This is a genomic window from Plantactinospora sp. GCM10030261 (genome assembly GCF_042666615.1).
Taxonomy (GTDB): Bacteria; Actinomycetota; Actinomycetes; order Mycobacteriales; family Micromonosporaceae; genus KBS50.
On the sequence record NZ_JBHTDD010000003.1, the window covers coordinates 113,655 to 134,448 of the forward strand.

23 protein-coding genes are annotated in these 20,794 nt (G+C 70.4%); 5 read left to right on the forward strand and 18 right to left on the reverse strand.

Annotation, left to right across the window (positions count from 1 at the left end):
* Positions 1–48 precede the first annotated feature (48 nt).
* Entirely contained in the window at positions 49–897 is an 849-nt protein-coding gene (locus ACFQUZ_RS05570; protein WP_377438432.1) for an ABC transporter ATP-binding protein, read from the forward strand.
* Entirely contained in the window at positions 894–1,736 is an 843-nt protein-coding gene (locus ACFQUZ_RS05575; RefSeq protein ID WP_377438434.1) for an ABC transporter permease, read from the forward strand. Before ACFQUZ_RS05570 ends, ACFQUZ_RS05575 begins: the two co-directional genes overlap by 4 nt.
* Before the next feature lie 469 nt (positions 1,737–2,205).
* On the opposite strand, the gene ACFQUZ_RS05580 is transcribed toward ACFQUZ_RS05575, so the two are convergent.
* Both ACFQUZ_RS05580 and murA read right to left on the reverse strand, forming a co-directional pair.
* Positions 2,206–3,054 carry a 3-hydroxyacyl-CoA dehydrogenase family protein gene (locus ACFQUZ_RS05580; RefSeq protein WP_377438437.1) on the reverse strand — a complete coding sequence of 283 codons (849 nt, stop codon included), beginning with the start codon at positions 3,052–3,054 and terminating at the stop codon, positions 2,206–2,208.
* A 140-nt stretch (positions 3,055–3,194) separates the two neighbouring features.
* On the reverse strand, positions 3,195–4,790 hold the full coding sequence (gene murA, locus ACFQUZ_RS05585; RefSeq protein ID WP_377438836.1) for a UDP-N-acetylglucosamine 1-carboxyvinyltransferase: 1,596 nt from the start codon (positions 4,788–4,790) through the stop codon (positions 3,195–3,197).
* A gap of 67 nt (positions 4,791–4,857) precedes the next feature.
* Here murA and ACFQUZ_RS05590 point away from each other — a divergent pair, with 67 nt between their 5' ends.
* Both ACFQUZ_RS05590 and ACFQUZ_RS05595 read left to right on the forward strand, forming a co-directional pair.
* The gene (locus tag ACFQUZ_RS05590; RefSeq protein WP_377438440.1) at positions 4,858–5,430 is read left to right on the forward strand and encodes a cob(I)yrinic acid a,c-diamide adenosyltransferase; all 573 of its coding nucleotides are present in this window, start codon (positions 4,858–4,860) and stop codon (positions 5,428–5,430) included.
* An 89-nt stretch (positions 5,431–5,519) separates the two neighbouring features.
* Positions 5,520–5,927: a VOC family protein gene (locus ACFQUZ_RS05595; protein WP_377438838.1), complete on the forward strand. Its 408-nt coding sequence runs from the start codon at positions 5,520–5,522 to the stop codon at positions 5,925–5,927.
* Positions 5,928–5,954: 27 nt separating this feature from the next.
* On the opposite strand, the gene ACFQUZ_RS05600 is transcribed toward ACFQUZ_RS05595, so the two are convergent.
* The 3 genes from ACFQUZ_RS05600 to ACFQUZ_RS05610 all read right to left on the reverse strand — a co-directional run bounded on the left by ACFQUZ_RS05600 (position 5,955) and on the right by ACFQUZ_RS05610 (position 8,549).
* Positions 5,955–6,572, reverse strand: coding sequence for a DedA family protein (locus tag ACFQUZ_RS05600; protein WP_377438442.1), 618 nt, complete (start codon positions 6,570–6,572; stop codon positions 5,955–5,957).
* Positions 6,573–6,675: 103 nt separating this feature from the next.
* The gene (locus ACFQUZ_RS05605) at positions 6,676–7,359 is read right to left on the reverse strand and encodes a response regulator (RefSeq protein ID WP_377438445.1); all 684 of its coding nucleotides are present in this window, start codon (positions 7,357–7,359) and stop codon (positions 6,676–6,678) included.
* The gene (locus tag ACFQUZ_RS05610) at positions 7,356–8,549 is read right to left on the reverse strand and encodes a sensor histidine kinase (protein ID WP_377438448.1); all 1,194 of its coding nucleotides are present in this window, start codon (positions 8,547–8,549) and stop codon (positions 7,356–7,358) included. Before ACFQUZ_RS05610 ends, ACFQUZ_RS05605 begins: the two co-directional genes overlap by 4 nt.
* Positions 8,550–8,678: 129 nt before the next feature.
* Here ACFQUZ_RS05610 and ACFQUZ_RS05615 point away from each other — a divergent pair, with 129 nt between their 5' ends.
* Positions 8,679–9,311, forward strand: a complete 633-nt coding sequence (locus tag ACFQUZ_RS05615) for a class I SAM-dependent methyltransferase (RefSeq protein WP_377438450.1) — start codon at positions 8,679–8,681, stop codon at positions 9,309–9,311.
* A gap of 110 nt (positions 9,312–9,421) precedes the next feature.
* Here ACFQUZ_RS05615 and ACFQUZ_RS05620 read toward each other — a convergent pair whose 3' ends face one another.
* The 13 genes from ACFQUZ_RS05620 to glyA form a co-directional block, all read right to left on the reverse strand.
* The gene (locus ACFQUZ_RS05620; protein WP_377438453.1) at positions 9,422–9,880 is read right to left on the reverse strand and encodes a DUF2550 domain-containing protein; all 459 of its coding nucleotides are present in this window, start codon (positions 9,878–9,880) and stop codon (positions 9,422–9,424) included.
* 11 nt (positions 9,881–9,891) lie between these two features.
* Positions 9,892–10,173 carry a F0F1 ATP synthase subunit epsilon gene (locus ACFQUZ_RS05625; RefSeq protein WP_377438456.1) on the reverse strand — a complete coding sequence of 94 codons (282 nt, stop codon included), beginning with the start codon at positions 10,171–10,173 and terminating at the stop codon, positions 9,892–9,894.
* Between the two features lie 79 nt (positions 10,174–10,252).
* Entirely contained in the window at positions 10,253–11,437 is a 1,185-nt protein-coding gene (locus ACFQUZ_RS05630) for an LCP family protein (protein ID WP_377438841.1), read from the reverse strand.
* A 268-nt stretch (positions 11,438–11,705) separates the two neighbouring features.
* Positions 11,706–13,160: a F0F1 ATP synthase subunit beta gene (gene atpD / locus ACFQUZ_RS05635; RefSeq protein ID WP_377438459.1), complete on the reverse strand. Its 1,455-nt coding sequence runs from the start codon at positions 13,158–13,160 to the stop codon at positions 11,706–11,708.
* Positions 13,160–14,095: a F0F1 ATP synthase subunit gamma gene (locus ACFQUZ_RS05640; RefSeq protein WP_377438461.1), complete on the reverse strand. Its 936-nt coding sequence runs from the start codon at positions 14,093–14,095 to the stop codon at positions 13,160–13,162. Before ACFQUZ_RS05640 ends, atpD begins: the two co-directional genes overlap by 1 nt.
* Positions 14,096–14,103: 8 nt before the next feature.
* Positions 14,104–15,780: a F0F1 ATP synthase subunit alpha gene (gene atpA / locus ACFQUZ_RS05645; RefSeq protein WP_377438465.1), complete on the reverse strand. Its 1,677-nt coding sequence runs from the start codon at positions 15,778–15,780 to the stop codon at positions 14,104–14,106.
* A gap of 160 nt (positions 15,781–15,940) precedes the next feature.
* Complete coding sequence (locus ACFQUZ_RS05650; protein ID WP_377438468.1) at positions 15,941–16,762, reverse strand: F0F1 ATP synthase subunit delta; 822 nt, start codon at positions 16,760–16,762, stop codon at positions 15,941–15,943.
* Positions 16,762–17,325, reverse strand: coding sequence for a F0F1 ATP synthase subunit B (locus tag ACFQUZ_RS05655; protein ID WP_377438469.1), 564 nt, complete (start codon positions 17,323–17,325; stop codon positions 16,762–16,764). The genes ACFQUZ_RS05650 and ACFQUZ_RS05655 overlap by 1 nt, the downstream gene beginning before the upstream one ends.
* Before the next feature lie 28 nt (positions 17,326–17,353).
* A complete protein-coding gene (locus tag ACFQUZ_RS05660; protein WP_377438471.1) occupies positions 17,354–17,590 on the reverse strand; it encodes a F0F1 ATP synthase subunit C in 237 nt (78 codons plus the stop codon).
* Between the two features lie 71 nt (positions 17,591–17,661).
* Positions 17,662–18,462, reverse strand: a complete 801-nt coding sequence (gene atpB, locus ACFQUZ_RS05665; protein WP_377438474.1) for a F0F1 ATP synthase subunit A — start codon at positions 18,460–18,462, stop codon at positions 17,662–17,664.
* A 13-nt stretch (positions 18,463–18,475) separates the two neighbouring features.
* Positions 18,476–18,706, reverse strand: coding sequence for a hypothetical protein (locus tag ACFQUZ_RS05670; protein WP_377438477.1), 231 nt, complete (start codon positions 18,704–18,706; stop codon positions 18,476–18,478).
* 276 nt (positions 18,707–18,982) lie between these two features.
* Entirely contained in the window at positions 18,983–19,414 is a 432-nt protein-coding gene (locus tag ACFQUZ_RS05675) for a hypothetical protein (RefSeq protein WP_377438480.1), read from the reverse strand.
* Positions 19,407–20,717: a serine hydroxymethyltransferase gene (gene glyA, locus ACFQUZ_RS05680; RefSeq protein ID WP_377438481.1), complete on the reverse strand. Its 1,311-nt coding sequence runs from the start codon at positions 20,715–20,717 to the stop codon at positions 19,407–19,409. The genes ACFQUZ_RS05675 and glyA overlap by 8 nt, the downstream gene beginning before the upstream one ends.
* Positions 20,718–20,794 lie beyond the last annotated feature (77 nt).

Here is a 20,794-nt window from a genome sequence, read left to right on the forward strand (position 1 = left end):
TTCCGATGCGAAAGGCGACAGGAAGGGGCCCCTCCTTACGATGGTCGGATGGAACCCCAGCTCGCGATCTCCGTACGCGGCCTCCGCAAGGCGTACGGCGGAGTCGACGCCGTCGCCGGTGTCGATCTCGACGTCCGGCGGGGGGAGGTGTTCGCCCTGCTCGGACCGAACGGCGCGGGCAAGACCACCACGGTGGAGATCCTGGAGGGCTACCGGCAGCGGGACGCCGGCGAGGTCCGCGTCCTCGACGCCGACCCGGCGACCGCCGGGCAGGACTGGCGGACCCGGGTCGGCATCGTGCTCCAGGGCACCGGCGAGTTCGACGAGCTGACCGTCCGCGAGGTGGTGAGCCACTTCGCCGGCTTCTATCCCGCTCCCGACGACCCGGACAAGGTGATCGAGCGGGTAGGGCTGACCGCGAAGGCGCGGGCCCGCACGCACTCCCTCTCCGGCGGGCAGCGGCGCCGGCTGGACGTCGCGCTGGGCATCATCGGCCAGCCCGAACTCCTCTTCCTGGACGAGCCGACCACCGGTTTCGACCCGGAGGCGCGGCGCGAGTTCTGGGAGCTGATCCGGGACCTGGCCGCCGCCGGCACCACAATCGTGCTGACCACCCACTACCTGGACGAGGCCGAGTCGCTTGCCGACCGGGTGGGGGTGATCGCTGGCGGTCGGCTGATCGAGGTGGCCACCCCGGATCGGCTCGGCGACCGGGAGGCGGCGCTGGCCACCGTCTCCTGGCGTACCCCGGACGGAGGCTGGCAGCGGCGGGAGAGCGCGACGCCGACGGCGCTGGTGGCGGAGCTGGCCGCGCGGTTCGACGGCGAGGTGCCGGGGCTGACCGTCACCCGGCCCACCCTGGAGGACGTCTACCTACGGATGATCGGACACCGATGACCACCACCGATATCGCGGCGCCGGCGGCGACCACCCCGACCCGGCGGGTCGGACCCGCCCAGCTGGCGCTGCGGCAGGGCCGGTTGGAGATCCGCCAGTTCCTGCGCAGCAGGGAGTCGGTGGTGTTCACCATGGGCTTCCCGGTCATCATGATCCTGATCTTCGCGGCGATCTTCGACGGCGAGATCGCGCCGGGCGTCGATTACACGCAATACTTCATCACCGGCATGATCGCCACCGGGCTGATGACGGTGAGCTTCCAGAACCTCGGCATCTGGATCCCCGTGGAGCGGGACCGAGGGCTGCTCAAGCGGCTGCGCGGCACGCCGATGCCGAAATGGGTCTACTTCGCCGGCAAGGTGATCATGGTGGTGGTGATCGGGGCGGCCGAGACCGCGCTGCTGCTCGCCGTCTCCGTTGGGCTGTTCGACCTGTCGCTGCCGGGCAGCGCCGCGCGGTGGCTGACCTTCGGCTGGGTGTCGGTGCTCGGTGTCACCGCGTGCACCCTCTGTGGCATCGCCATCTCGTCGCTGGCCCGCACCGCCCGCAGCGGCTCGGCCGTGGTCACCCCCGTCGCGCTGGTGCTCCAGTTCATCTCCGGAGTGTTCTTCGTCTTCACCGACCTGCCCGCCTGGATGCAGCAGGTCGCGGCGTTCTTCCCGCTCAAGTGGATGTGCCAGGGGCTGCGCTCGGTGTTCCTGCCGGAGACGTTCGGCGGCCAGGAACCGGGCGGGTCGTTCGAACTCGGCCGGGTGGCGTTCGTCCTGGCCGCCTGGTGCGTGATCGGCCTGGTGCTGTGCCTGCTCACCTTCCGCTGGACCACCAAGCGCGACGGCTGACGTTCACGGCCGTGCCGCTGCGAGCTGGGCCCTGACCCATGCCGGGTCCGGATTGGTGCGGGCGCCGTCGGCGGTGATCACCGTAGGCGTGGTTTCGTTGCCGTTTCCGGCGTGCACCGTACCTGCCAGACGGGGCACTCACAGTCACCAAGGACGGGTCCGCTCGGCGACCGATTCTCGCCTTTGCGGTGCTGTAGCCCACGCAACAGCAACTCACGGTGACCACAGGCGCTGACCACCTTACATCGACAGGTGGCTATCACACCGGATGAACCCGGGTGTTGCGTGGGCTACAGCACCGCAAAGGACCGCCGACACCAGCATGGCAACTCAAGGAATCGTTACACACGGTACGCAGCGCGAGAGAGACGACAGTTGTCACGCTCCGCATTCAGCACCGCGTACCGCCCAGCCCCGACCGACCCGGTGAACCTTCCCGACACCACACTGGATCGCTTCTGGCCCGCGATCAGTACGAGTAGAAGCCCTTGCCGGTCTTGCGGCCCAGGTCGCCGGCGGTGACCATGCGCTGGAGCAGCTCCGGGGGGAAAAACTTCTCGTCCGCGGTGTCGGCGTAGATGTTCTTCGCGGCGTGCAGCAGCACGTCGGCGCCGGTGAGGTCGGTGGTGGCCAGCGGTCCCATGGCGTGCCCGAACCCGAGCTTGCAGGCCGTGTCCAGATCCTCGGCCGATACCACCCCCGACTCGACCAGCTTGACGGCCTCCATGACCAGCGCGGCGATGAGCCGGGTGGTGACGAACCCGGCGATGTCCCGGTTGACCACGACCACCGTCTTGCCGATCTCCTCGGCGAACGAGCGGACGGCGGCCAGCGTCTCGTCGCTGGTCTTGAAGCCGCGTACCAGTTCGCAGAGCTTCATCATCGGCACCGGGGAGAAGAAGTGCGTCCCGACGACCGCCTCCGGCCGCTGGGTGACGGCCGCGATCTGGGTCACCGGGATGGCCGAGGTGTTGGTCGCTAGCACCGCGTCGGCCTTGCAGATCTTGTCCAGCGCGCGGAACACCTCGTGCTTGACGTCGAGCCGCTCGAAGACCGCCTCCACCACGATGTCGGCGTCCGCGGCGGCCTCCAGGTCGGTGGTCGGGGTGATCCGGTCCAGCGTCGCCGACACGTCGGCGGCCTCGATGGCGCCCTTGGTGGCGAACTTGTCCAGCGACTTACGGATGCCGTCGAGTCCCCGCCGCGTGGCGGCGTCGTCCAGATCGCGCAGCGTCACCTGCCACCCCGCCTGGGCCGCCACCTGGGCGATGCCCGAACCCATCAGACCCGCCCCGATGACCGCCAACCGCCCCGCCATCTGCCACTCCCTCGCCGGAGGAACCCGCCTGCTTCGAGCACCCTAACGGGCGAGCCTGAACGTCCGTAAAGGCGGCCCCGGCAGCCTTCGTCAGAGCGTGAGTCAGACCGGCCCGGGTGACCACTCCTCCATCCTCACTGTCAGAGGGAGAACTCGGGATCCTCCGGGGCCAGTGCCCGCTCCACCGTCACCCCGAGACATCGCAGGTCGGACACGAAGTCCGGGTAGCCCCGGTCGATGTGGTGCACGTGCGAGACCTCGGTCACCCCGTCGGCGCACAGTCCGGCCACCACCAGCCCGGCACCGGCCCGGATGTCGGTGGCCCGCACCGGCGCGCTGGACAGCCGCTCGCGCCCGCGTACCACGGCATGGTGGCCGTCGGTCTTGATGTCGGCACCGAGCCGCGACATCTCGCTGACGAACATGAACCGCCCGTCGAAGATGTTCTCGGTGATCAGTGACGCGCCCTCGCTCACCGAGGCCAAGCCGATCGCCATCGGCAGCAGGTCGGTGGCGAACCCGGGATACGGCAGGGTGACCACGTCGACCGCTGACGGTCGCCGGTCCATCTGCACCCGGAAGGCGTCGTGCCGGGTCTCCACCAGGCCACCGGCGGAGACCACCTTGTCCAGGGCGATCTCCAGGTAGGTGGGGCTGACCCCGGTAACGGTCACGTCCCCCCGGGTCATCGCCGAGGCGAACGCCCAGGTGCCGGCCACGATCCGATCGCCGACGGTGGCGTGCCGCACCGGGCTCAACTCGCGCACGCCCTCGATGCGCAGGGTCGACGTGCCGACGCCGTCGATCTTGGCGCCCATCTCGGAGAGCATCGCGCAGATGTCGACGATCTCCGGTTCCCGCGCCGCGTTGTCGATCTGCGTGACGCCGTTGGCCAGCACCGCCGCCATCACCAGGTTCTCGGTGGCCCCGACGCTCGGGAAGTCGAGCCATACGGTCCCGCCGTGCAGACCGCCGGGAGCGGAGGCCACCACGAAGCCGTGCTCGCCGGAGATCTCGGCACCCATCCGGGCCAGGCCGGCCACGTGCATGTCCAGCCCCCGGGAACCGATCGCGTCACCGCCCGGGTGCGCCACCCGCACGTACCCGCAGCGGGCCAGCAGCGGACCGAGCACGCAGATCGACGCGCGCAGCCGGCGTACCAGGTCATAGTCGGCCTCCGTACCCAGCCGCTCGGGCACGTCGATGGTGACCGACCGGGACCGCGGCGGCGGCGCGGGCGGCTCACCCGCCGGCCGCGCCGCCGCGATGTCGCGGGCCGGTGAGACCGCGACGTCGGTGGCCGGGGCGACCGCGATGTCGGTCGCCGGCGGGTCCGCGAAATCCGACCCCGCCGGCGGTACGCCGGGGGCCGCCATCGGTGGGACGAGCAGCCCTGCGCCGCTGGCGCCGACCGGCGTTCCGCCGCTGCCGGCGGCGGCCGGGGGGTCGTCGTCGCCGAACGTCACCTCGCAACCGAGGCGGCGGAGCACCTCTCCCATGATCGCGATGTCGGTGATCCGGGGCACGTTCGTGATCACGCTGCGCCCGGGTGCCAGCAGCGCCGCCGCCATCAGCTTGAGCGCGGAGTTCTTGGCACCCACCACGTGCACCTCGCCCGCGAGGCGGGCACCGCCGTCGACCCTGATCACGTCCACGTCGGTCATCGTAGGGTCAGCCGGCGTCGTCGGCCGGGCGCCGTCCGGCCGGCGCCGGTCGGCGGAGTCCCGTGCCGCCAGTTCGCGGCTCGCCGGATCCGCCCCCGGCGGCTCGGCGGACTGGCCGGTCGTCCGTACGCTGTGCGACATGGCCGTCCACCTCACGCGCATCTACACCAGGGCCGGCGACGCCGGCACGACCAGGTTGAACAACAACGAGGAGGTCCCGAAGACCGATCCGCGGATCGTCGCGTACGCCGACGTCGACGAGTGCAACGCCTCGATCGGCGTGGCCCTGGCCTTGGGGCAACTGCCCGACGCCCTGCGTGCGGTGCTGGCCACCGTGCAGAACGACCTGTTCGACGTCGGGGCCGACCTGGCCACGCCCGTGGAGCCGGAACCGGCGTACCCGCCGCTACGGGTGACCGCCGAGTACGTCACCCGGCTGGAGGGCTGGTGCGACGAGTTCAACGCTCCACTGGGCAAGCTCGACTCCTTCATCCTCCCCGGCGGCACCGCCGGAGCGGCGCTGCTGCACGTGGCGCGTACGGTGGCCCGCCGCGCGGAACGGTCGGCGTGGGCCCTCGTCGGTAGCGACCCGGAACGAACCAGTGTTCTTCCGGCAAAGTATCTCAATCGCCTCTCCGATCTGCTCTTCATCCTGGCAAGAAGCGCCAACCCGGACGGCGATGTGCTATGGGTCCCCGGCGCCAACCGGTGACCGGACCCACACCGCGCGGCACGGAGCCGGACCCGGGCGACGCCGAGCCGGACCCGGCTGGACCCGGACCGGCTCGCCGGACGGGCGGCCTGCATCATGTCGAGATCTGGGTGCCGGATCTCGATCTTGCCCGGCAGGACTGGGGTTGGCTGCTCGGCGAGCTGGGTTGGCAGCCGTTCCAGGACTGGCCGGCCGGGGCGTCCTGGCGGCTCGGGCCGGTCTACCTGGTGCTGGAGCGGTCCTCGGCGCTCACCGGGCCGGCGCACGACCGGTGCGCTCCCGGGCTCAACCACCTCGCCTTCCACGCCGGTTCCCGGGCCGACGTCGACCGGCTGGTCGCGGCCGCGCCGGGCCACGGGTGGTCACTGCTGTTTCCGGACCGGCATCCGTACGCGGGCGGGCCCCGGCACTACGCCGGCTACCTCGCCGACCGGCAGGGGTACGAGGTCGAGCTGATCGCCGCCCCCTCCCCGCCGATCCAGGGCAGATGGTCGTGAGTTGATCTCCAATCACGACCATCTGCCCTAGATCGGCGGGGTGATGGGGGCGGCGCGGTGGCGGTGGCGCAGCCAGAGCAGCACGGCCAGGGTTGCCGCGCCGAGCACGCACGCCCAGGTCGGCACGCCCGGTAGCCGGGCGTAGGACGCGCCACCGGCATAGCCCAGCAGCACGGTGCCCGGCACCCAGACCACGACACCGGCAGCGTTGTAAGCCACGAACCGCCGGTACGGAAGCCCGGCCGCCCCAGCCACCCTGGGCACGATGGTCCGCACGACCGCCATCCACCGGCCGACCAGCACCGCCGGCCCGCCTCGCCTCATGAGCAGCTCGTCGGCCCGCGCCCACCGGTCGGCACCGATCCGGCGGCCGAGCCGTCCGCGCCGCACCCGGTCCCCCGCCAGCCGACCCTCGACGAAGCCGAGTTGGTCGCCGGCGAAAGCGGCGGCCACACAGACGATCAGCACCGTACCCAGGTCGAGGCGCCCGGAGTGGGCCAACGCCCCGACGGTCAGCATGGTCGTCGCGGCCGGTACGGCGACACCCAGCAAGATGCCGACCTCCGCGGCGAGCAGCACGGCCGCGACGAGATAGACGCCAGCGGGCGGCAGTCCCCCGAGCCAGTCGATGAGCGTGGCGGTCATGCCAGCAACGGTCCCCCGGGCCGACGGCTCGGGGCCTCGTGCCGCGGGGCCGTCCGCCTCCTCCGGTCGGCCGGACCGGCACCTAGGGGCGGGCCCGATTCGTCTAGGGGTTGGGCACCGGACGGAAGTCGTCGTCGACCAGACCCAGGCGGTGCGCCGTCACCGCGGCCTGCACCCGGTTGCGCAGCCGCAGCTTCTCCATCGCGGCCGAGACGTGCGTCTTCACCGTGGTGACCCCGAGGTGTAGGCGGGCGCCTATCTCCGCGTTCGACAGTCCGGCGCCGACCAGGGTCAGGACCTCCCGCTCCCGGTCGGTGAGCAGCCGGCGGTCCACCGACCGGTCGTCCGTCGGCCGCTCGGCGGCGTGCGCGGTGACGGCCCGGTCGACGACCCGGGACAGGACCGCGGCCGCCAGCATCGGTTCACCCCGGGCGGCCCGGCGAACGGCGTCGATCAGTTCCTCCGGCGCGCCGTCCTTCACGAGGTAGCCGATAGCGCCGGCGCCCAGCGCGCCGTACACCGAGCCGTCGTCGGCGAAGGTGGTGAGCACCAGGATCCGAGCTGCCGGCTGGCTCTCCAGGATGCGCCGGGTCGCCTCGATGCCGTCCATCCGGGGCATCCGCAGGTCCATCAGGACCACGTCGGGCCGCAGCCGGTCGGCCAACCGGACCGTCTCCAACCCGTCACCGGCCTCGCCGACCACGTCGAAGCTCCCGGCGGTGCGCAGCAGCAGGCTCACCCCGGCCCTGACCAGCATCTGGTCGTCCGCGATCAGAACTCGGATCACGCCTCGTCCCTCCCCATCGGCAGCCGGGCCACCAACCGCCAACCGCCGTCCGCAGGCCCCGCCGTCAGCGTGCCACCGAGCAGGCCGACGCGTTCCCGGAGACCGGCGAGCCCGTGCCCCGAGGACGGCAACCCGGGTGGCGGCACGACGGCGGCGCGGGCCTCCGCGGGCCCACTGTCCCGGATCTCCACGCGCATTCCGTCCGATCCGGTCCGGATCTCAACCGCGACCACCGCGCCCGGACCGGCGTGCTTGAGTGCGTTCGTCAGGCCCTCGCGGGCCACCCGGGCCGCCGTCGTACGAGCCACCAGCGGGGCCGCCGCCAGCTCGCCAACCCCGGTTACCCGCACGTCGAGTCCCGCCGCGCGGGTGAGCCGCTCGGCCTCGGCCAGCACCTGCTCCGGCTCGACCAGTGGGGCATCCGAGGCCACCGCCTCCGGGTCCCGTAGCACCGCCAACAGCGCCCGAAGCTCCTCCACCACCCTGGCAGAGGTGGCCCGAATGTCGCCGAGAGCCTCGACGGCGTCGTCGACCCGCCCGGTGTGCCGGGCGGCGTACTGTGCCGACCCGGCCCGCACCGCGACGCCGGCGATATGGTGCGCCACGATGTCGTGCAGGTCACGGGCCACCGCGGCGCGTTCGGCCAGCCGGGCCGCCCGGGTCTCCACCACACGGCGGGCGTCCGCCTCCCGGACCCGTTCCTCGGCCACCAGCGTGGCGACGCGCACCCCCCGCAGGTACCGGCCGAACACCACCGGCGTGGCCACCAGCATCGCCAACACGACGACCCGGAGCATGCCCTCCTTGCCGGCGAATACCGGATCCGTCGGCTCGCCCAGGACGGCGACGCTGAACACGGTCACGGCGAACCCGATCAGCCAGCCCAGGATCGCGCCGAGCCAGCCCGAACGGTAGGAGTGATAGCCGAGGGCGAACCCGCCGGCGAACAGCGGCATGGCCGTCCCGTACGGCAGCGTGAGGGCGGACCCGACCAGCAGCGCCGCCTCCGCGAGCAGCACCGGGAGCGGATGCCGGCGAACCGCGACCAGCAGCACGGCGGCGCCCAGTTCCAGCAGCAGTGTGGCACCGCGCTGCGGGATGTGGGGCGACCCCAGCGCTGACGTGACCAGGACGAAACAGATCGCGGCCAGCGCTGTCAGCACGTCGAACCGCCAGCCGCGTCGGGTCACCAGGCCACCATACGGACCCGCTGACCGCCCCCCGCCCCTCCCGCTGGCCGGCGTGCCTCCTCCGGGTGGCCGCCAGACCGACCCGTCGACGGAGATCGGTAGCGGCTCTCCCGGCCTACCGTGCCGACCATGAACGATCTTCCTGCCCACGAGGGGACGAGCCGCGATCTGCCGGCGTTCCTGACCGAGTTCCTCCGGCGACCGATGATCGTGGGCGCCGTGGCACCGAGCGGACCAGATCTGGCCGGTGACATCACCGCTGCCGTACCGCGGACCGGAGAGCCGGTGGTGGTGGAACTCGGACCCGGAACGGGAGCGTTCACCGGCGCGGTGCAGCGCCGGCTCGGTGGCCGGGGACAGCACGTGGCAATCGAGGTCAACCCGCGCCTCGCGCGCCGCGTTGCCGATCGGCACCCGGCGGTCCGGGTGGTGGTGGCGGACGCGGCCCGGATCGGCGACGTGCTCAGCTCGTACCGCCTGCCGGCCGCCGACGTGGTGGTCAGCGGGCTGCCCTGGGCGGCGTTTTCGGAGCGTCGACAGCGGTCGATGCTGTCCCGGGTGGTGGCCGCGCTCTCCGCCGGCGGCGCGTTCACCACGTTCGCCTACCGGCACGTCCGCTGGACCGGCCCGGCACGGCGCTTCCACGGCCTACTCACGGAGTCGTTCGAGGAGGTCACCGTGGGGCGTACGGTGTGGCGGAACCTTCCGCCCGCCCTCGTTTACCACTGTCGGCGCCCGGTCCGCATCGCGGCGACCTCTTGATCGACTCGTTGTCGGCGATACAGGGGTGTCCCGGTCACTCCAACCCGCCAGGTTCGCCGACATTGAGTCGATCAGGCCGAGGGTGCGAGGTGCGTCGACCCGGTCGCGGCTCAGGCCGCCGGGCGGTGGTCGTGCGGGGCCAGACGCGGCGAGGCCGCCCCGGGTGGGGCGGCCTCGAGCCAGGAGAGAAAACCGGTAACGGTTGATTTGGCCATCGCGATCTCCACCGGTGCCTGGTGGCTGGTGCAGCGGAGGATCACCCAGTCGTCGGGCATGGAGAGCAGTTCCTGACCCTCTGGCATCCGGCGCCGCTCCACGGCCAGCCCGGTCCGGTTGAGCACCCGCTTCGGGCGCAGGGCCAGACTGAACATTCGATACCAGCACAACTGGTCGTCCGTGAACCGGCCGAACCCGGGTGACCAGCCACGCTGGTTGAGCATCGTGGAGACGCGGACGCTGAGCCTGATGATCCCTCCGGACCGGGTCACCAGGGCCCGACGGACGAAGAGCGCCCCGAACAGCACGAGCAGGACGGCTAAGCCGAGGACGATCCCTTCCACGACCTCCACGGCGGGCCGGCTCAGCGGGATGCGGGAGTGACTTGGGTGGCGCTCTCGGCCAGGACGGTCACGCCGCCTCCGGTGACCGAGAGGAATCCGCCGGTGACCTCGTACGCTAGTTGTTCGCCACCGGCGCGCTTGATGCGTACCTGGCTCGACTCGGCCAGCAGGCCCAGCAGCGGCGCGTGACCCGGCAGGACACCGATCTCACCCTCGGTGGTGCGGGCGACAACCATCTCGGCCTCGCCCGTCCAGAGCTTCTCCTCGACGGATACCAGCTCCACGGTCAGCTGCTTTGCCACGCTGTCTCCTCTGCGGCGGGGTTGCGACGAGTCTAGTCGGGACCTGTTCGGCACGGGGAGCCGGGTGCCGAGTGACCGGTCACTTCTCCTTGTTGATCATCTCAGGGTGGGCGGCGACGAACTCTCCCGCCGCGCCGCCCCGGAGCGCCTCCAGGAACTCCAGGGCCAGCGGTTGCAACCGCTCACCCTTGTACGCCCGGCCGGTGCCGATCCCCTCGCCCGGCAGTTTGATCATCTGTATCGAGTCGGACCGGAGGTTACGCAGCGCGAAGCCCCAGTCGGCGACGGTGGCACCCCGACCGTTGAAGATCAGGGACTCGCCGGCCGCCCGGAGTACGCCGTCCAGCTTGATCGGGTTGGTCACCACGTCCTTGCTGAGCGCCTGGTTCGCCATCGCCCGGACGAACTGCTGCTGGTGCCGCTGCCGGTCGTAGTCGCCGTTCGGCAGCCCGTACCGCTGCCGGACGTAGTCCAGGGCCTGCCAGCCCTTGAGGTGGGCGGTGCCCTTCTTGTACTCGGCCTGCGGACCGACGTAGCCCTCGCCGTACCGCTTGTGTTTGCGATGCGTGCCGTCCGGCTCGCGGTGCTCGGACTTGACGTCGGTGTCGATGTACATCGTGACGCCGCCCATGGCGTCCACGATGCGCTGGAACCCGCCGAAGTCGATGATCGCGCCGGCGTCGAAGCGCTCGATCCCGGTGACCTTGGAGACCGTCTTCGACAGCAGCTCGAAGCCGCGGGCCGGGTCTGGCCGCTCCTGCCCGGGCACCCGACTGCCGAAGTACATCGCAGAGTTGATCTTCTCGCGACCGCCGCGGTACTCGGCCTTCGGGAACGCCGGGATGTCCACCACCAGGTCCCGGGGGATGGAGAACAGGTACGCCTGGTCCATCGACTCGTTGACGTGCACGACCATGATCGAGTCGGACCGGGGCGGCTCGTTCGGGTTGCTGGCCCGAGGGTCGATGCCGACCAGCAGGATGTTGACCGGTCCGTTGATCTCCTTGCGCTTGACCTGCGCACCCGCCGCCTGGTCACCGAACAGGTCGGCCTGCTTCACCGCGCCCTGATAGCGGGCCAGCAGCACCTCGGAGGCGATCAACACCCCGCCACTGAGCAGCACCAGCACCGTACCCAGAACCGTGCACACCCGGGCCCAACGGGGGATCCGCGACTTCGTCCGGCCGCCGGACTTCCCGCCACCGGACTTCCCGCCACCAGCCGCCGTGCGGTCGCCGAAGCCCGGCGGCGCGTCACCGGTCACGCCGGTCGACTTACCGTTCCGCCGCTTGGCCACGGCTGTCCCTCCACTGTCGTCGCGCTCCCACGTACCGGACGAGCACAACGGTCCGGATCGTTGCCGGCCGCGCTGAGCTGAAGTGAAAAGTACCTCGGATCCCGGCGGTGTGCCGAACCCCGTCCGTCGTACTGATCAACGAGAGCGGGGCCCGTTCCGTTCAATGTGCGGACCGGAAAGCGGAAAACCGCGCCGGCACGACGCCGACGCGGTTCCCGTGGATCAACTACGGACCTCAGTCCTTCATCAGGTCCTTGGCCTTGCGCTCCAGGTCCTCCAGGCCACCGCACATGAAGAACGCCTGCTCGGGGAAGTGGTCGTACTCGCCCTCGCTGATCTTCTTGAACGCCTCGATGGTCTCCTTGATCGGGACCGTCGAGCCCGGTACGCCGGTGAACTGCTCGGCCGCGTAGGTGTTCTGCGAGAGGAACCGCTCGATCCGGCGGGCCCGGCCCACCGTGACCTTGTCCTCCTCGGAGAGTTCCTCGATACCGAGGATGGCGATGATGTCCTGCAGGTCCTTGTAGCGCTGCAGGATCCGCTTCACCTCGGAGGCCACCGCGAAGTGCTCGGCGCCCACGAACTGCGCGGAGAGGATCCGGGAGTACGACGCCAGCGGGTCCACCGCCGGGTAGATGCCCTTGTCGGAGATCGACCGCTCCAGGTTGGTGGTCGCGTCCAGGTGCGCGAACGTGGTCGCCGGCGCCGGGTCGGTGTAGTCGTCGGCGGGCACGTAGATCGCCTGCATCGAGGTGATCGCCTGGCCCCGGACCGAGGTGATCCGCTCCTGCAACTGGCCCATCTCGTCGGCCAGGGTGGGCTGGTAGCCCACGGCGCTCGGCATCCGGCCCAGCAGGGTGGACACCTCCGAACCGGCCTGGGTGAAGCGGAAGATGTTGTCGATGAAGAGCAGCACCTCCTGCTTCTGCACGTCGCGGAAGTACTCCGCCATGGTCAGCGCGCTCAGCGCCACCCGCAGCCGGGTGCCCGGCGGCTCGTCCATCTGGCCGTAGACAAGCGCCGTCTTGTCGATGACGCCGGACTCGGTCATCTCGGCGATCAGGTCGTTGCCCTCGCGGGTCCGCTCTCCCACGCCGGCGAACACCGACGTACCACCGAAGTTGTTCGCGACCCGGGTGATCATCTCCTGGATGAGCACCGTCTTGCCCACGCCGGCACCGCCGAACAGACCGATCTTGCCGCCCTTGACGTACGGGGCGAGCAGGTCGATGACCTTGATGCCGGTCTCCAGCATCTCGGTCTTCGGCTCCAGGTCGGCGAAGGCCGGCGCCTTCCGGTGGATGCCCCACCGGTCGGAGACCTCCAGCCGCTCCCCCTCACGCAGGTTGAGGCACTCGCCGATGGCGTTGAAGACGTGGCCCTTCACCGCGTCACCCACCGGGACGGTGATCGGCGAACCGGTGTCCCGCACCTCGACGCCGCGCACCAGGCCGTCCGTCGGCTGCATCGAGATGGCCCGGACCATGTTGTCACCCAGGTGCTGGGCGACCTCCAGGGTCAGCGTCTTCTCGCCGCCGGACAGCGACACGTCCACATGCAGGGCGTTGAACAGGTCCGGCATGGCGTCGCGCGGGAACTCGGCGTCGACGACCGGGCCGATGACCCGGACCACGCGACCCGTGGCCGTCTTGGTCTCCGCTGGTCCGCCAGCGGTTGCGGATACAGTCATCACACTTCACTTCCCGACGCGGCGAGCGCGTTCGCGCCGCCGACGATCTCGCTGATCTCCTGGGTGATTCCGGCCTGGCGGGCCGAGTTCATCTCACGCGTGTACTTCTCGACCATCTCTTCGGCGTTGTCGGTGGCGCTCTTCATGGCCCGCCGCCGGGCCGCCGACTCGCTCGCCGCCGACTCCACCAACGCCGCGTAGATCCGCGTGTTGATGTACTTCGGCAGCAGCGCGTCGAGTAGCACCTCCGCCTCCGGTTCGAACTCGTACGCCGGGAGCAGTCCCTTGGCCTCGGAGCGCGGTCGCTCCTCGACCTCCATGGGACCGAGGATCCGGGCCACCGGCGTCTGGTTCATCAGCGACTTGAACTCGGTGGAGACGATGTGCAACTCGTCCACCCCCCGGATGCCGTCCGGCCCCGGATCACCATCGACGTCGTCCGCCCCGGCGGTGAACGCCTTGATCAGGGTCTCGCCGACCTCACGGGCGTTGACGAACTCCGGCTGCTCCGAGAAGCCCGTCCAGCTCGCCTCGATCGGCCGGTTGCGGAACCGGTAGAACGTGACGCCCTTGCGGCCGATCACGTACAGCACCGGCTCCTTGCCGTCCGCCTTGAGCCGCGCCATCAGCGACTCAGCGGTCTTGATCGCGTTGGAGCTGTAGGCGCCGGCCAGGCCACGGTCCGCCGTGATCAGCAGCACGCCGGCCCGCCGGATCCGCTCCCGCGGGGTGAGCAGCGGGTGGTCGATCCGCGCGTTCGACGCCAGCGCGGTGAGCACGCCGGTGATCGCCTGGGCGTACGGCAGGGATGCCGCCACCCGGGCCTGGGCCTTGGCGATCCGGCTCGTCGCCACCAGCTCCATCGCCTTGGTGATCTTCTTCATGCCCTTCGCGGCGCGAATCCGCCCCCGAAGAACGCGTACCTGGGCCGCCATGATCCGCCTTACTGCTCGTCGGCCGGGCGGTTGTCCGCCTCCACGGGACGGTCCGTCGTGCCGTCGCGGAACCGGGTCACCGTCTCCCGGGACTGCTCGCCCTCCAGCGGCTTGGCCGGCGCCTCGTTGATCTGGCGCTCGTCCTCCTTACCGAGGAACATCTCCTTGAACCGGGCGATCGCGGCGTCGAGCGACGAGATGGTGTCGTCGTCCCACGTGTTGTCGGCGATCGCGGCCAGCACGCCCTCGTGCTTGTGCCGCAGGTACTCGAGGAACTCGGACTCGAACCGGCGGACCTCGCCCACCGGGATGTCGTCAAGCTTGCCCTCGGTGCCGGCCCACACCGAGACGACCTCATGCGACACCGGGTACGGCGAGTAGTTCGCCTGCTTGAGCAGCTCGACCAGCCGGACGCCCCGGTCCAGCTGGGCGCGGGACGCCTTGTCCAGGTCGGAGGCGAAGGCGGCGAACGCCTCCAGCTCGCGGTACTGGGCCAGGTTCAGCCGCAGCGAGCCGGCGACCTTGCGCATCGGCTTCACCTGCGCGGCGCCACCGACCCGGGAGACCGAGGTGCCGACGTTGATCGCCGGCCGGACGCCCTGGTTGAACAGGTCGGTCTCGAGGAAGATCTGGCCGTCGGTGATCGAGATGACGTTCGTCGGGATGAACGCCGAGATGTCGTTGCCCTTGGTCTCGATGATCGGCAGCCCGGTCATCGACCCGGCACCCATCTCGTCGGAGAGCTTCGCGCACCGCTCCAGCAGCCGGGAGTGCAGGTAGAAGACGTCACCGGGGTACGCCTCACGGCCCGGCGGACGGCGCAGCAGCAGGGACACGGCCCGGTACGCCTCGGCCTGCTTGCTCAGGTCGTCGAAGACGATCAGGACGTGCTTGCCGCCGTACATCCAGTGCTGCCCGATGGACGAGCCGGTGTACGGCGCGAGGTACTTGAAGCCGGCCGGGTCGGACGCGGGCGAGGCGACGATTGTGGTGTACTCCATCGCGCCGGCGTCCTCCAGCACGCCCTTGATCGAGGCGATGGTGGAGGCCTTCTGCCCGATGGCCACGTAGATGCAGCGGACCTGCTTAACCGGGTCGCCGGAGCGCCAGTTGTCGAGCTGGTTGATGATCGTGTCGACCGCGACCGTGGTCTTGCCGGTCTGCCGGTCACCGATGATCAGCTGTCGCTGACCCCGGCCGATCGGCGTCATGGCGTCGATCGCCTTGATGCCGGTCTGCAGCGGCTCGGAGACCGACTGCCGGGCCATCACGTTCGGCGCCTGGAGCTCCAGCTCCCGGTAGCCCTCGTTATCGATGTCCCCGAGGCCGTCGATCGGCTCGCCGACCGCGTTGACCACGCGGCCCAGGAAGGCGTCACCGACCGGCACCGAGAGCACCCGGCCGGTCCGCTTGACCCGCTGGCCCTCCTCGATGCCACCGAAGTCGCCGAGGATGACGACGCCGATCTCCCGGATGTCCAGGTTCAACGCCACGCCGAGCGTGCCGTCCTCGAACTCCAGCAGCTCGTTGGTCATGGTCGAGGGCAGGCCCTCGACGTGTGCGATGCCGTCGCCGGCGTCGGCGACGGTGCCGACCTCCTCGCGGGAGACGTCGGGCGAGTAGGACGAGACGTAGCGCTCAAGGGCGCCGCGGATCTCCTCCGTCGAGATGGTCAGCTCGGCCATCCTCTGCTTCCTCTATTCAGGCCCGGTCTAGCCGGAACGGCGTGGATGTCTTTGTCGGCGCCTGGCGAGCGCGTCACGGTGTGCGGCGCCGGGGCGCCCGCGGGTGTTGCGGCGCCGGGGCGCCCCCTAGCTGTAGCGGCGCCGAGGCGCCTCCGGGTGTTCAGCGCTTGGCCAGCGCGTTTCTGGTGTCGGTGAGCCGGCGCAGGATCGTGCCGTCGTACAGGTCGGCGCCGACCCGGACGCTCAGGCCGCCGAGGATCTCCGGGTCGACCGTCTGCTTGACGCTTACCTCCCGACCGTATAGCTCGGAGAGCTTGGCGCCCAGCCGTTGCTCTTCCTGCTCGGTCAGCGGGGCGGCGACCGTCACGTACGCCACCTGGCGGTCCCGCCGGTCGGCGGTCAATTCGACGAGCCGGGTCAGCGCACCCTCGAAGGAACGCCCGCCGAACCCGGCCAGCGCCACCTCGGCGAGCCGGACGGTGACCGGCCTGGCCTTCCCCGCCAGCAGCGCGCGGACCAGTTCGGCCCGCTGGGCCGGGGGTGCGACCGAGTCGGACAGCGCGCTGGCCAGCCCCGGGTCACCGGAGACCACCTGACCGAACCGGAACAGCTCGTCCTCGACCTCGCCGAGGTCCCCGGCCCGCTCGGCGCTGGCCAGCAGCGCCTCCACGCCGAGTCGCTCGGTGGCCTCCAGTAGCTCGGACGCCGCCGACCACCGGCCCGAGACGAGCTGGGTGACCAGCTTGGCGGCGTCCGCACCGATCTTGCCGGACAGCACGCTGCCGGCCAGGCCCGAACGGTCGCCACCGGAACGCGCCGGATCCGACAGTGCCCGGCGCAGTCTCGGCTGCTGGCGCAGCAGCCCGGCTACGGCGAGGACCTCGTCACCGGCGGTCGCCACCGCCGAGGCGTCGGCCTCCCGCGCGTACGCGTTGAGCCGTTCCGCCGCGGCGGCGTACGACTCCCGGCTGGCGGCCTGCATCAGCGGGCCCCGGCCGGGGTGCCGTTGCCGGTACCCGCGGTCTCCAGGTCGGCGAGGAACCGCTCGACGGTGTTGCGGCGGCGGGCCTCGTCGGCAAGCGACTCACCAACGATCTTGCTGGCCAGGTCGACCGCCACCGTGCCGACCTCCGCCCGCAGCTCGCGGACGATTGTCTGCCGCTCGGCGGCGAGCTGCTCCTTGCCGGCCGCGATGATCCGATCCGACTCCTCGCGGGCCTTGGCCAGCACGTCGGACCGGATGCCCTCGGCGTCGACCCGGGCGTCGTCCCGGATCTTGGCAGCCTCGGTGCGGGCCTCGGCGAGCTGGGCCTTGTACTGCTCGAGCAGCTTGTTCGCCTCCGCCTGGGCGGTCTCGGCGCGCTTGATGCCACCCTCGATGGCATCCACCCGGGCCTGGAACGTCTGTTCCATGCGCGGGAAGACGTGCTTCATCAGCAGGTAGGCGAGCAGGCCGAAGGCGACCAGCCCGACCACGATCTCCTGCCAGATCGGCACGATCGGGTTGTGCTCGGTGCCGCCCTCCGCGGCGAGATTCAGCAGCATGCCAACCTCCGGTTCGAGAAGGTTTCGATCAGGAGGGGACCGTGAAGGCGTAACCGAACGCGATACCCAGCAGGGCCAGCAGTTCGACCACGGCGAAGCCGATCCACACGTACGGCAGGGTCATCCGGGACGACTCCGGCTGCCGGGCGGTCGACTGGATGTAGGCGGCGAAGATCAGGCCCACACCGATGCCGGGCCCGATGGCGGCCAGGCCGTAGCCGATGGCGCTCAGGTTTCCGACGATGTTAACTTCCGCGAGGTTCATTTCTCGGATTCCTCCTGGGTATCTCGCGTGAGCTGTTCACGCGGGACGACAACGGGTTGTGCGGTTGTGGGTCAGTGCTCCTCGGCGAGGGCGCCCTGCACGTAGCTGGCGCTCAGCACGACGAAGATGTATGCCTGCAGGACGACGACAAGCGCTTCCAGGAAGGTCAGCGCGATGGAGACCGCCCAGGACAGCAGCGAGACCGGCTTCAGGAACAGGCTTGAGGAGTTGAGCAGCAGGAATCCGCCCAGCGTGAAGACCAGCAGGATGATGTGGCCGGCGAACATGTTCGCGAACAGCCGCAGCGCCAGCGACACCGGCCGGGCGATGAACGTCGAGAACAGCTCGATCGGGATCAGCAGCGGCTGCATGAACCAGGGCGCCGGCGGCATCAGCGAGTGCTTCATGAACTTGCCGAAGCCGTGGTGCCGGATGCCGACCCAGATGAACATGACGTAGCTGATGATCGCCAGGAACGCCGGGAACGCGATGTGCGAGTTCGGGGAGAGCTGCACGCCGGGGATGATCTGCCACAGGTTGTTCATCAGGATGAAGCAGAACAACGTCGTGAAGTACGGCGCGAAGTTGACGCCGCGGTGGCCGATCATGTCCACCGCGATGTTGTTCCGCACGAACCCGTAGATCGACTCGGCGATCCACTGCTTCCTGGTCGGCACCAACTGCGGCTTCCGGTAGCTGGCCAGGAAGAAGATGATGAGCAGCCCGACACTCACCCAGACCAGTGCGGTGACCTTGGTGAACCAGTACGAGTTGTGCGCGCCCCACGGCACGATGCTCGGCAGGAAGAAGTCTTCCACACTCGGCGGAAACGGTAGTTCGTTCTGCGCGAGAACGACCGACTGTCCGATCACCGCGTCCCTTCCCTCAGGTAGGCGTGCCAAGCCGGCGGATGACCAGATAGACGCCCCCGGCCGCGCCGAGCACGATGCCGACTCCGGTGGCGATGCCGCCGGTGTCGAGCCACTGGTCGACCAACCAACCGATGAACCCCCACACCGCGAGACCCCCGATGAGGTACGCGAGCGCCGTCCAGCCCGCGCCGGCGTCCGGAGGTCCCGGATTGCCGGAAGGCTGGGGGGCTTGGTCACCGGTCATGACGGGCCGAACGATATCAGCCGGGCAGATGAGGCTGTGCCTCACCCCCCGCACAACTCAGTCGTGTGGGCGCTCCGGGAGGCGAAGTTCGTAACCTGGCACGCTACTCCGCTTCGGCGGGGGCGCAATGACCCATCACTGACAGTTTCGATGTGGCGTGGGCCACGCCGACCCGACGCGGGTCGCCGTGGCGTGGGCCGCGCCGACCCGACGCGGGTCGCCGTGGCGTGGGCCGCGCCGACCCGACTCGGGGCGCCGAAGAGGCTTTCCGCGCCGTCAGCGACCGCGGGCGTGCACCGTGCTGATCCACCAGATGTGGGCACCGGTCCAGCCCACCGCCCCGACGGCGATCCCCATGAGGAACGGCCTGAACCCGGCCCAGTCCTGGGCGGCCAGCGCGATCGTGACCGCGCCGAACAGGACAATCTTGGCGCCGTAGACCCCCAGCCCGAACGGCAGCACCAACCGGGGGTGCACCGAGTCGGCCCAGGCCACCACGAGCGTGGACAGGACATAACCGACGGTGACCAGAGAGACGCCGGTGGCCGCGCCGATCGCTCCGTGCACCCCGGCGACCAGCCCACCCGCGATCGCGGCGAGCACCACAAGCACCCCGGACACCCCGATGAGGACCGGCAGGTGCCGGATCCGCCACCGGCCGTCGTCGGCCGCGGTCGTGGCGGCCGGACCGGCCGCGGGCTCAGTCATGGGGGTACGCCGGGAACTCGCGCACCAGCTCGGTGACCTCACCGGCGAGCCGGGTCAGCGCCTCGGTGCCGCCGGGTTCGGCCGGGTCGACCCGGATGGCCGCCGCGATCAGGCCGGCGATCCGTCGCATCTGCGCCTCTGTCATGCCCTGCGTGGTCACGCTCGGCGTACCGACCCGGATGCCGGAGGCGACCATCGGCTTCTGCGGGTCGTACGGGATGGCGTTCTTGTTCAGGGTGATGCCGGCGGCGTCGCACCGCGCCTCCGCGTCCCGCCCGGTGATGCCGAGGTCGCGCAGGTCGAGCAGGGCCAGGTGGGTGTCGGTGCCGCCGGACACCGGCCGCATCCCCTCGGCGGCCAGCCCGTCGGCGAGCGCCTGCGCGTTGCGGATCACCTGGCCCGCGTACGTCTGAAACTCGGGCGTCGCGGCCTCCCGCAGCGCGACCGCCTTGGCGGCGATGGAGTGCATCAACGGGCCGCCCTGGGTGAACGGGAAGACCGCCTTGTCGATCCGTTGGGCCAGCCCCTCCCGGCAGAGGATCATGCCGCCGCGCGGGCCGCGCAGCACCTTGTGGGTGGTGAAGCAGACGACGTCGGCGTGCGGCACCGGGGACGGGATGGCCTTCCCGGCCACCAGGCCGACGAAGTGGGCGGCGTCCACCATCAGGTACGCGTTGACCTCGTCGGCGATCTCGCGGAACCGGGCGAAGTCGATCAGCCGGGGGTACGCCGTCGCGCCACAGATGATCATCTTTGGCTGGTGGGCGAGGGCGAGATCACGCACCTCGTCGTAGTCGATCATTTCGGTGTCCCGGCGGACCGGGTAGCCGACCGTGGCGAACCACTTGCCCGAGAAATTGACCTTGCTGCCGTGGGTGAGGTGCCCGCCGTGCGGCAGCTCCATGGCCAGCACCGTGTCCCCCGGCTGGACCAGGGCCGCGTACGCGGCGAGGTTGGCACTGGCCCCGGAGTGCGGCTGCACGTTGGCGTGCTCGGCGCCGAACAGGTCCTTGGCCCGGGCGATGGCGATCTCCTCAGCCCGGTCCACCTCGGCGCAACCACCGTAGTACCGGCGACCCGGATATCCCTCGGCGTACTTGTTGCTCAGGGTCGAGCCGAGCGCGGCGAGCACGGCCGGCGAGGTGAGGTTCTCGCTGGCGATCAACTGGAGGCCGCCCCGCAGCCGGTCCAGTTCGCCGAGCACCACCGTCGCGATCTCCGGGTCGGTCGCCCGCAACGCCCCGAAATCCGGCCCCCAGAAGGTGCCGGTCGCGCCGGCCGGCGCGGTTGTCAGGTCGGTCATGGGCGGTCCCCTCGTCGCGGTCGGGCGAGCGACCCGACCGTGGGCACGACCGGTCGCTCAGCGGACAAGTCTAGGAG

Bases quoted from the DNA above. Each gene is read 5' to 3' on its own strand.
- ACFQUZ_RS05570 (WP_377438432.1), top strand. From the start codon at position 49: ATGGAACCCCAGCTCGCGATCTCCGTACGCGGCCTCCGCAAGGCGTAC.
- ACFQUZ_RS05575 (WP_377438434.1), top strand. From the start codon at position 894: ATGACCACCACCGATATCGCGGCGCCGGCGGCGACCACCCCGACCCGG.
- ACFQUZ_RS05580 (WP_377438437.1), bottom strand. From the start codon at position 3,054: ATGGCGGGGCGGTTGGCGGTCATCGGGGCGGGTCTGATGGGTTCGGGC.
- ACFQUZ_RS05590 (WP_377438440.1), top strand. From the start codon at position 4,858: ATGGCCGTCCACCTCACGCGCATCTACACCAGGGCCGGCGACGCCGGC.
- ACFQUZ_RS05600 (WP_377438442.1), bottom strand. From the start codon at position 6,572: ATGACCGCCACGCTCATCGACTGGCTCGGGGGACTGCCGCCCGCTGGC.
- ACFQUZ_RS05615 (WP_377438450.1), top strand. From the start codon at position 8,679: ATGAACGATCTTCCTGCCCACGAGGGGACGAGCCGCGATCTGCCGGCG.
- atpD (WP_377438459.1), bottom strand. From the start codon at position 13,160: ATGACTGTATCCGCAACCGCTGGCGGACCAGCGGAGACCAAGACGGCC.
- ACFQUZ_RS05640 (WP_377438461.1), bottom strand. From the start codon at position 14,095: ATGGCGGCCCAGGTACGCGTTCTTCGGGGGCGGATTCGCGCCGCGAAG.
- atpA (WP_377438465.1), bottom strand. From the start codon at position 15,780: ATGGCCGAGCTGACCATCTCGACGGAGGAGATCCGCGGCGCCCTTGAG.
- ACFQUZ_RS05650 (WP_377438468.1), bottom strand. From the start codon at position 16,762: ATGCAGGCCGCCAGCCGGGAGTCGTACGCCGCCGCGGCGGAACGGCTC.
- ACFQUZ_RS05655 (WP_377438469.1), bottom strand. From the start codon at position 17,325: ATGCTGCTGAATCTCGCCGCGGAGGGCGGCACCGAGCACAACCCGATC.
- ACFQUZ_RS05660 (WP_377438471.1), bottom strand. From the start codon at position 17,590: ATGAACCTCGCGGAAGTTAACATCGTCGGAAACCTGAGCGCCATCGGC.
- ACFQUZ_RS05670 (WP_377438477.1), bottom strand. From the start codon at position 18,706: ATGACCGGTGACCAAGCCCCCCAGCCTTCCGGCAATCCGGGACCTCCG.
- ACFQUZ_RS05675 (WP_377438480.1), bottom strand. From the start codon at position 19,414: ATGACTGAGCCCGCGGCCGGTCCGGCCGCCACGACCGCGGCCGACGAC.
- glyA (WP_377438481.1), bottom strand. From the start codon at position 20,717: ATGACCGACCTGACAACCGCGCCGGCCGGCGCGACCGGCACCTTCTGG.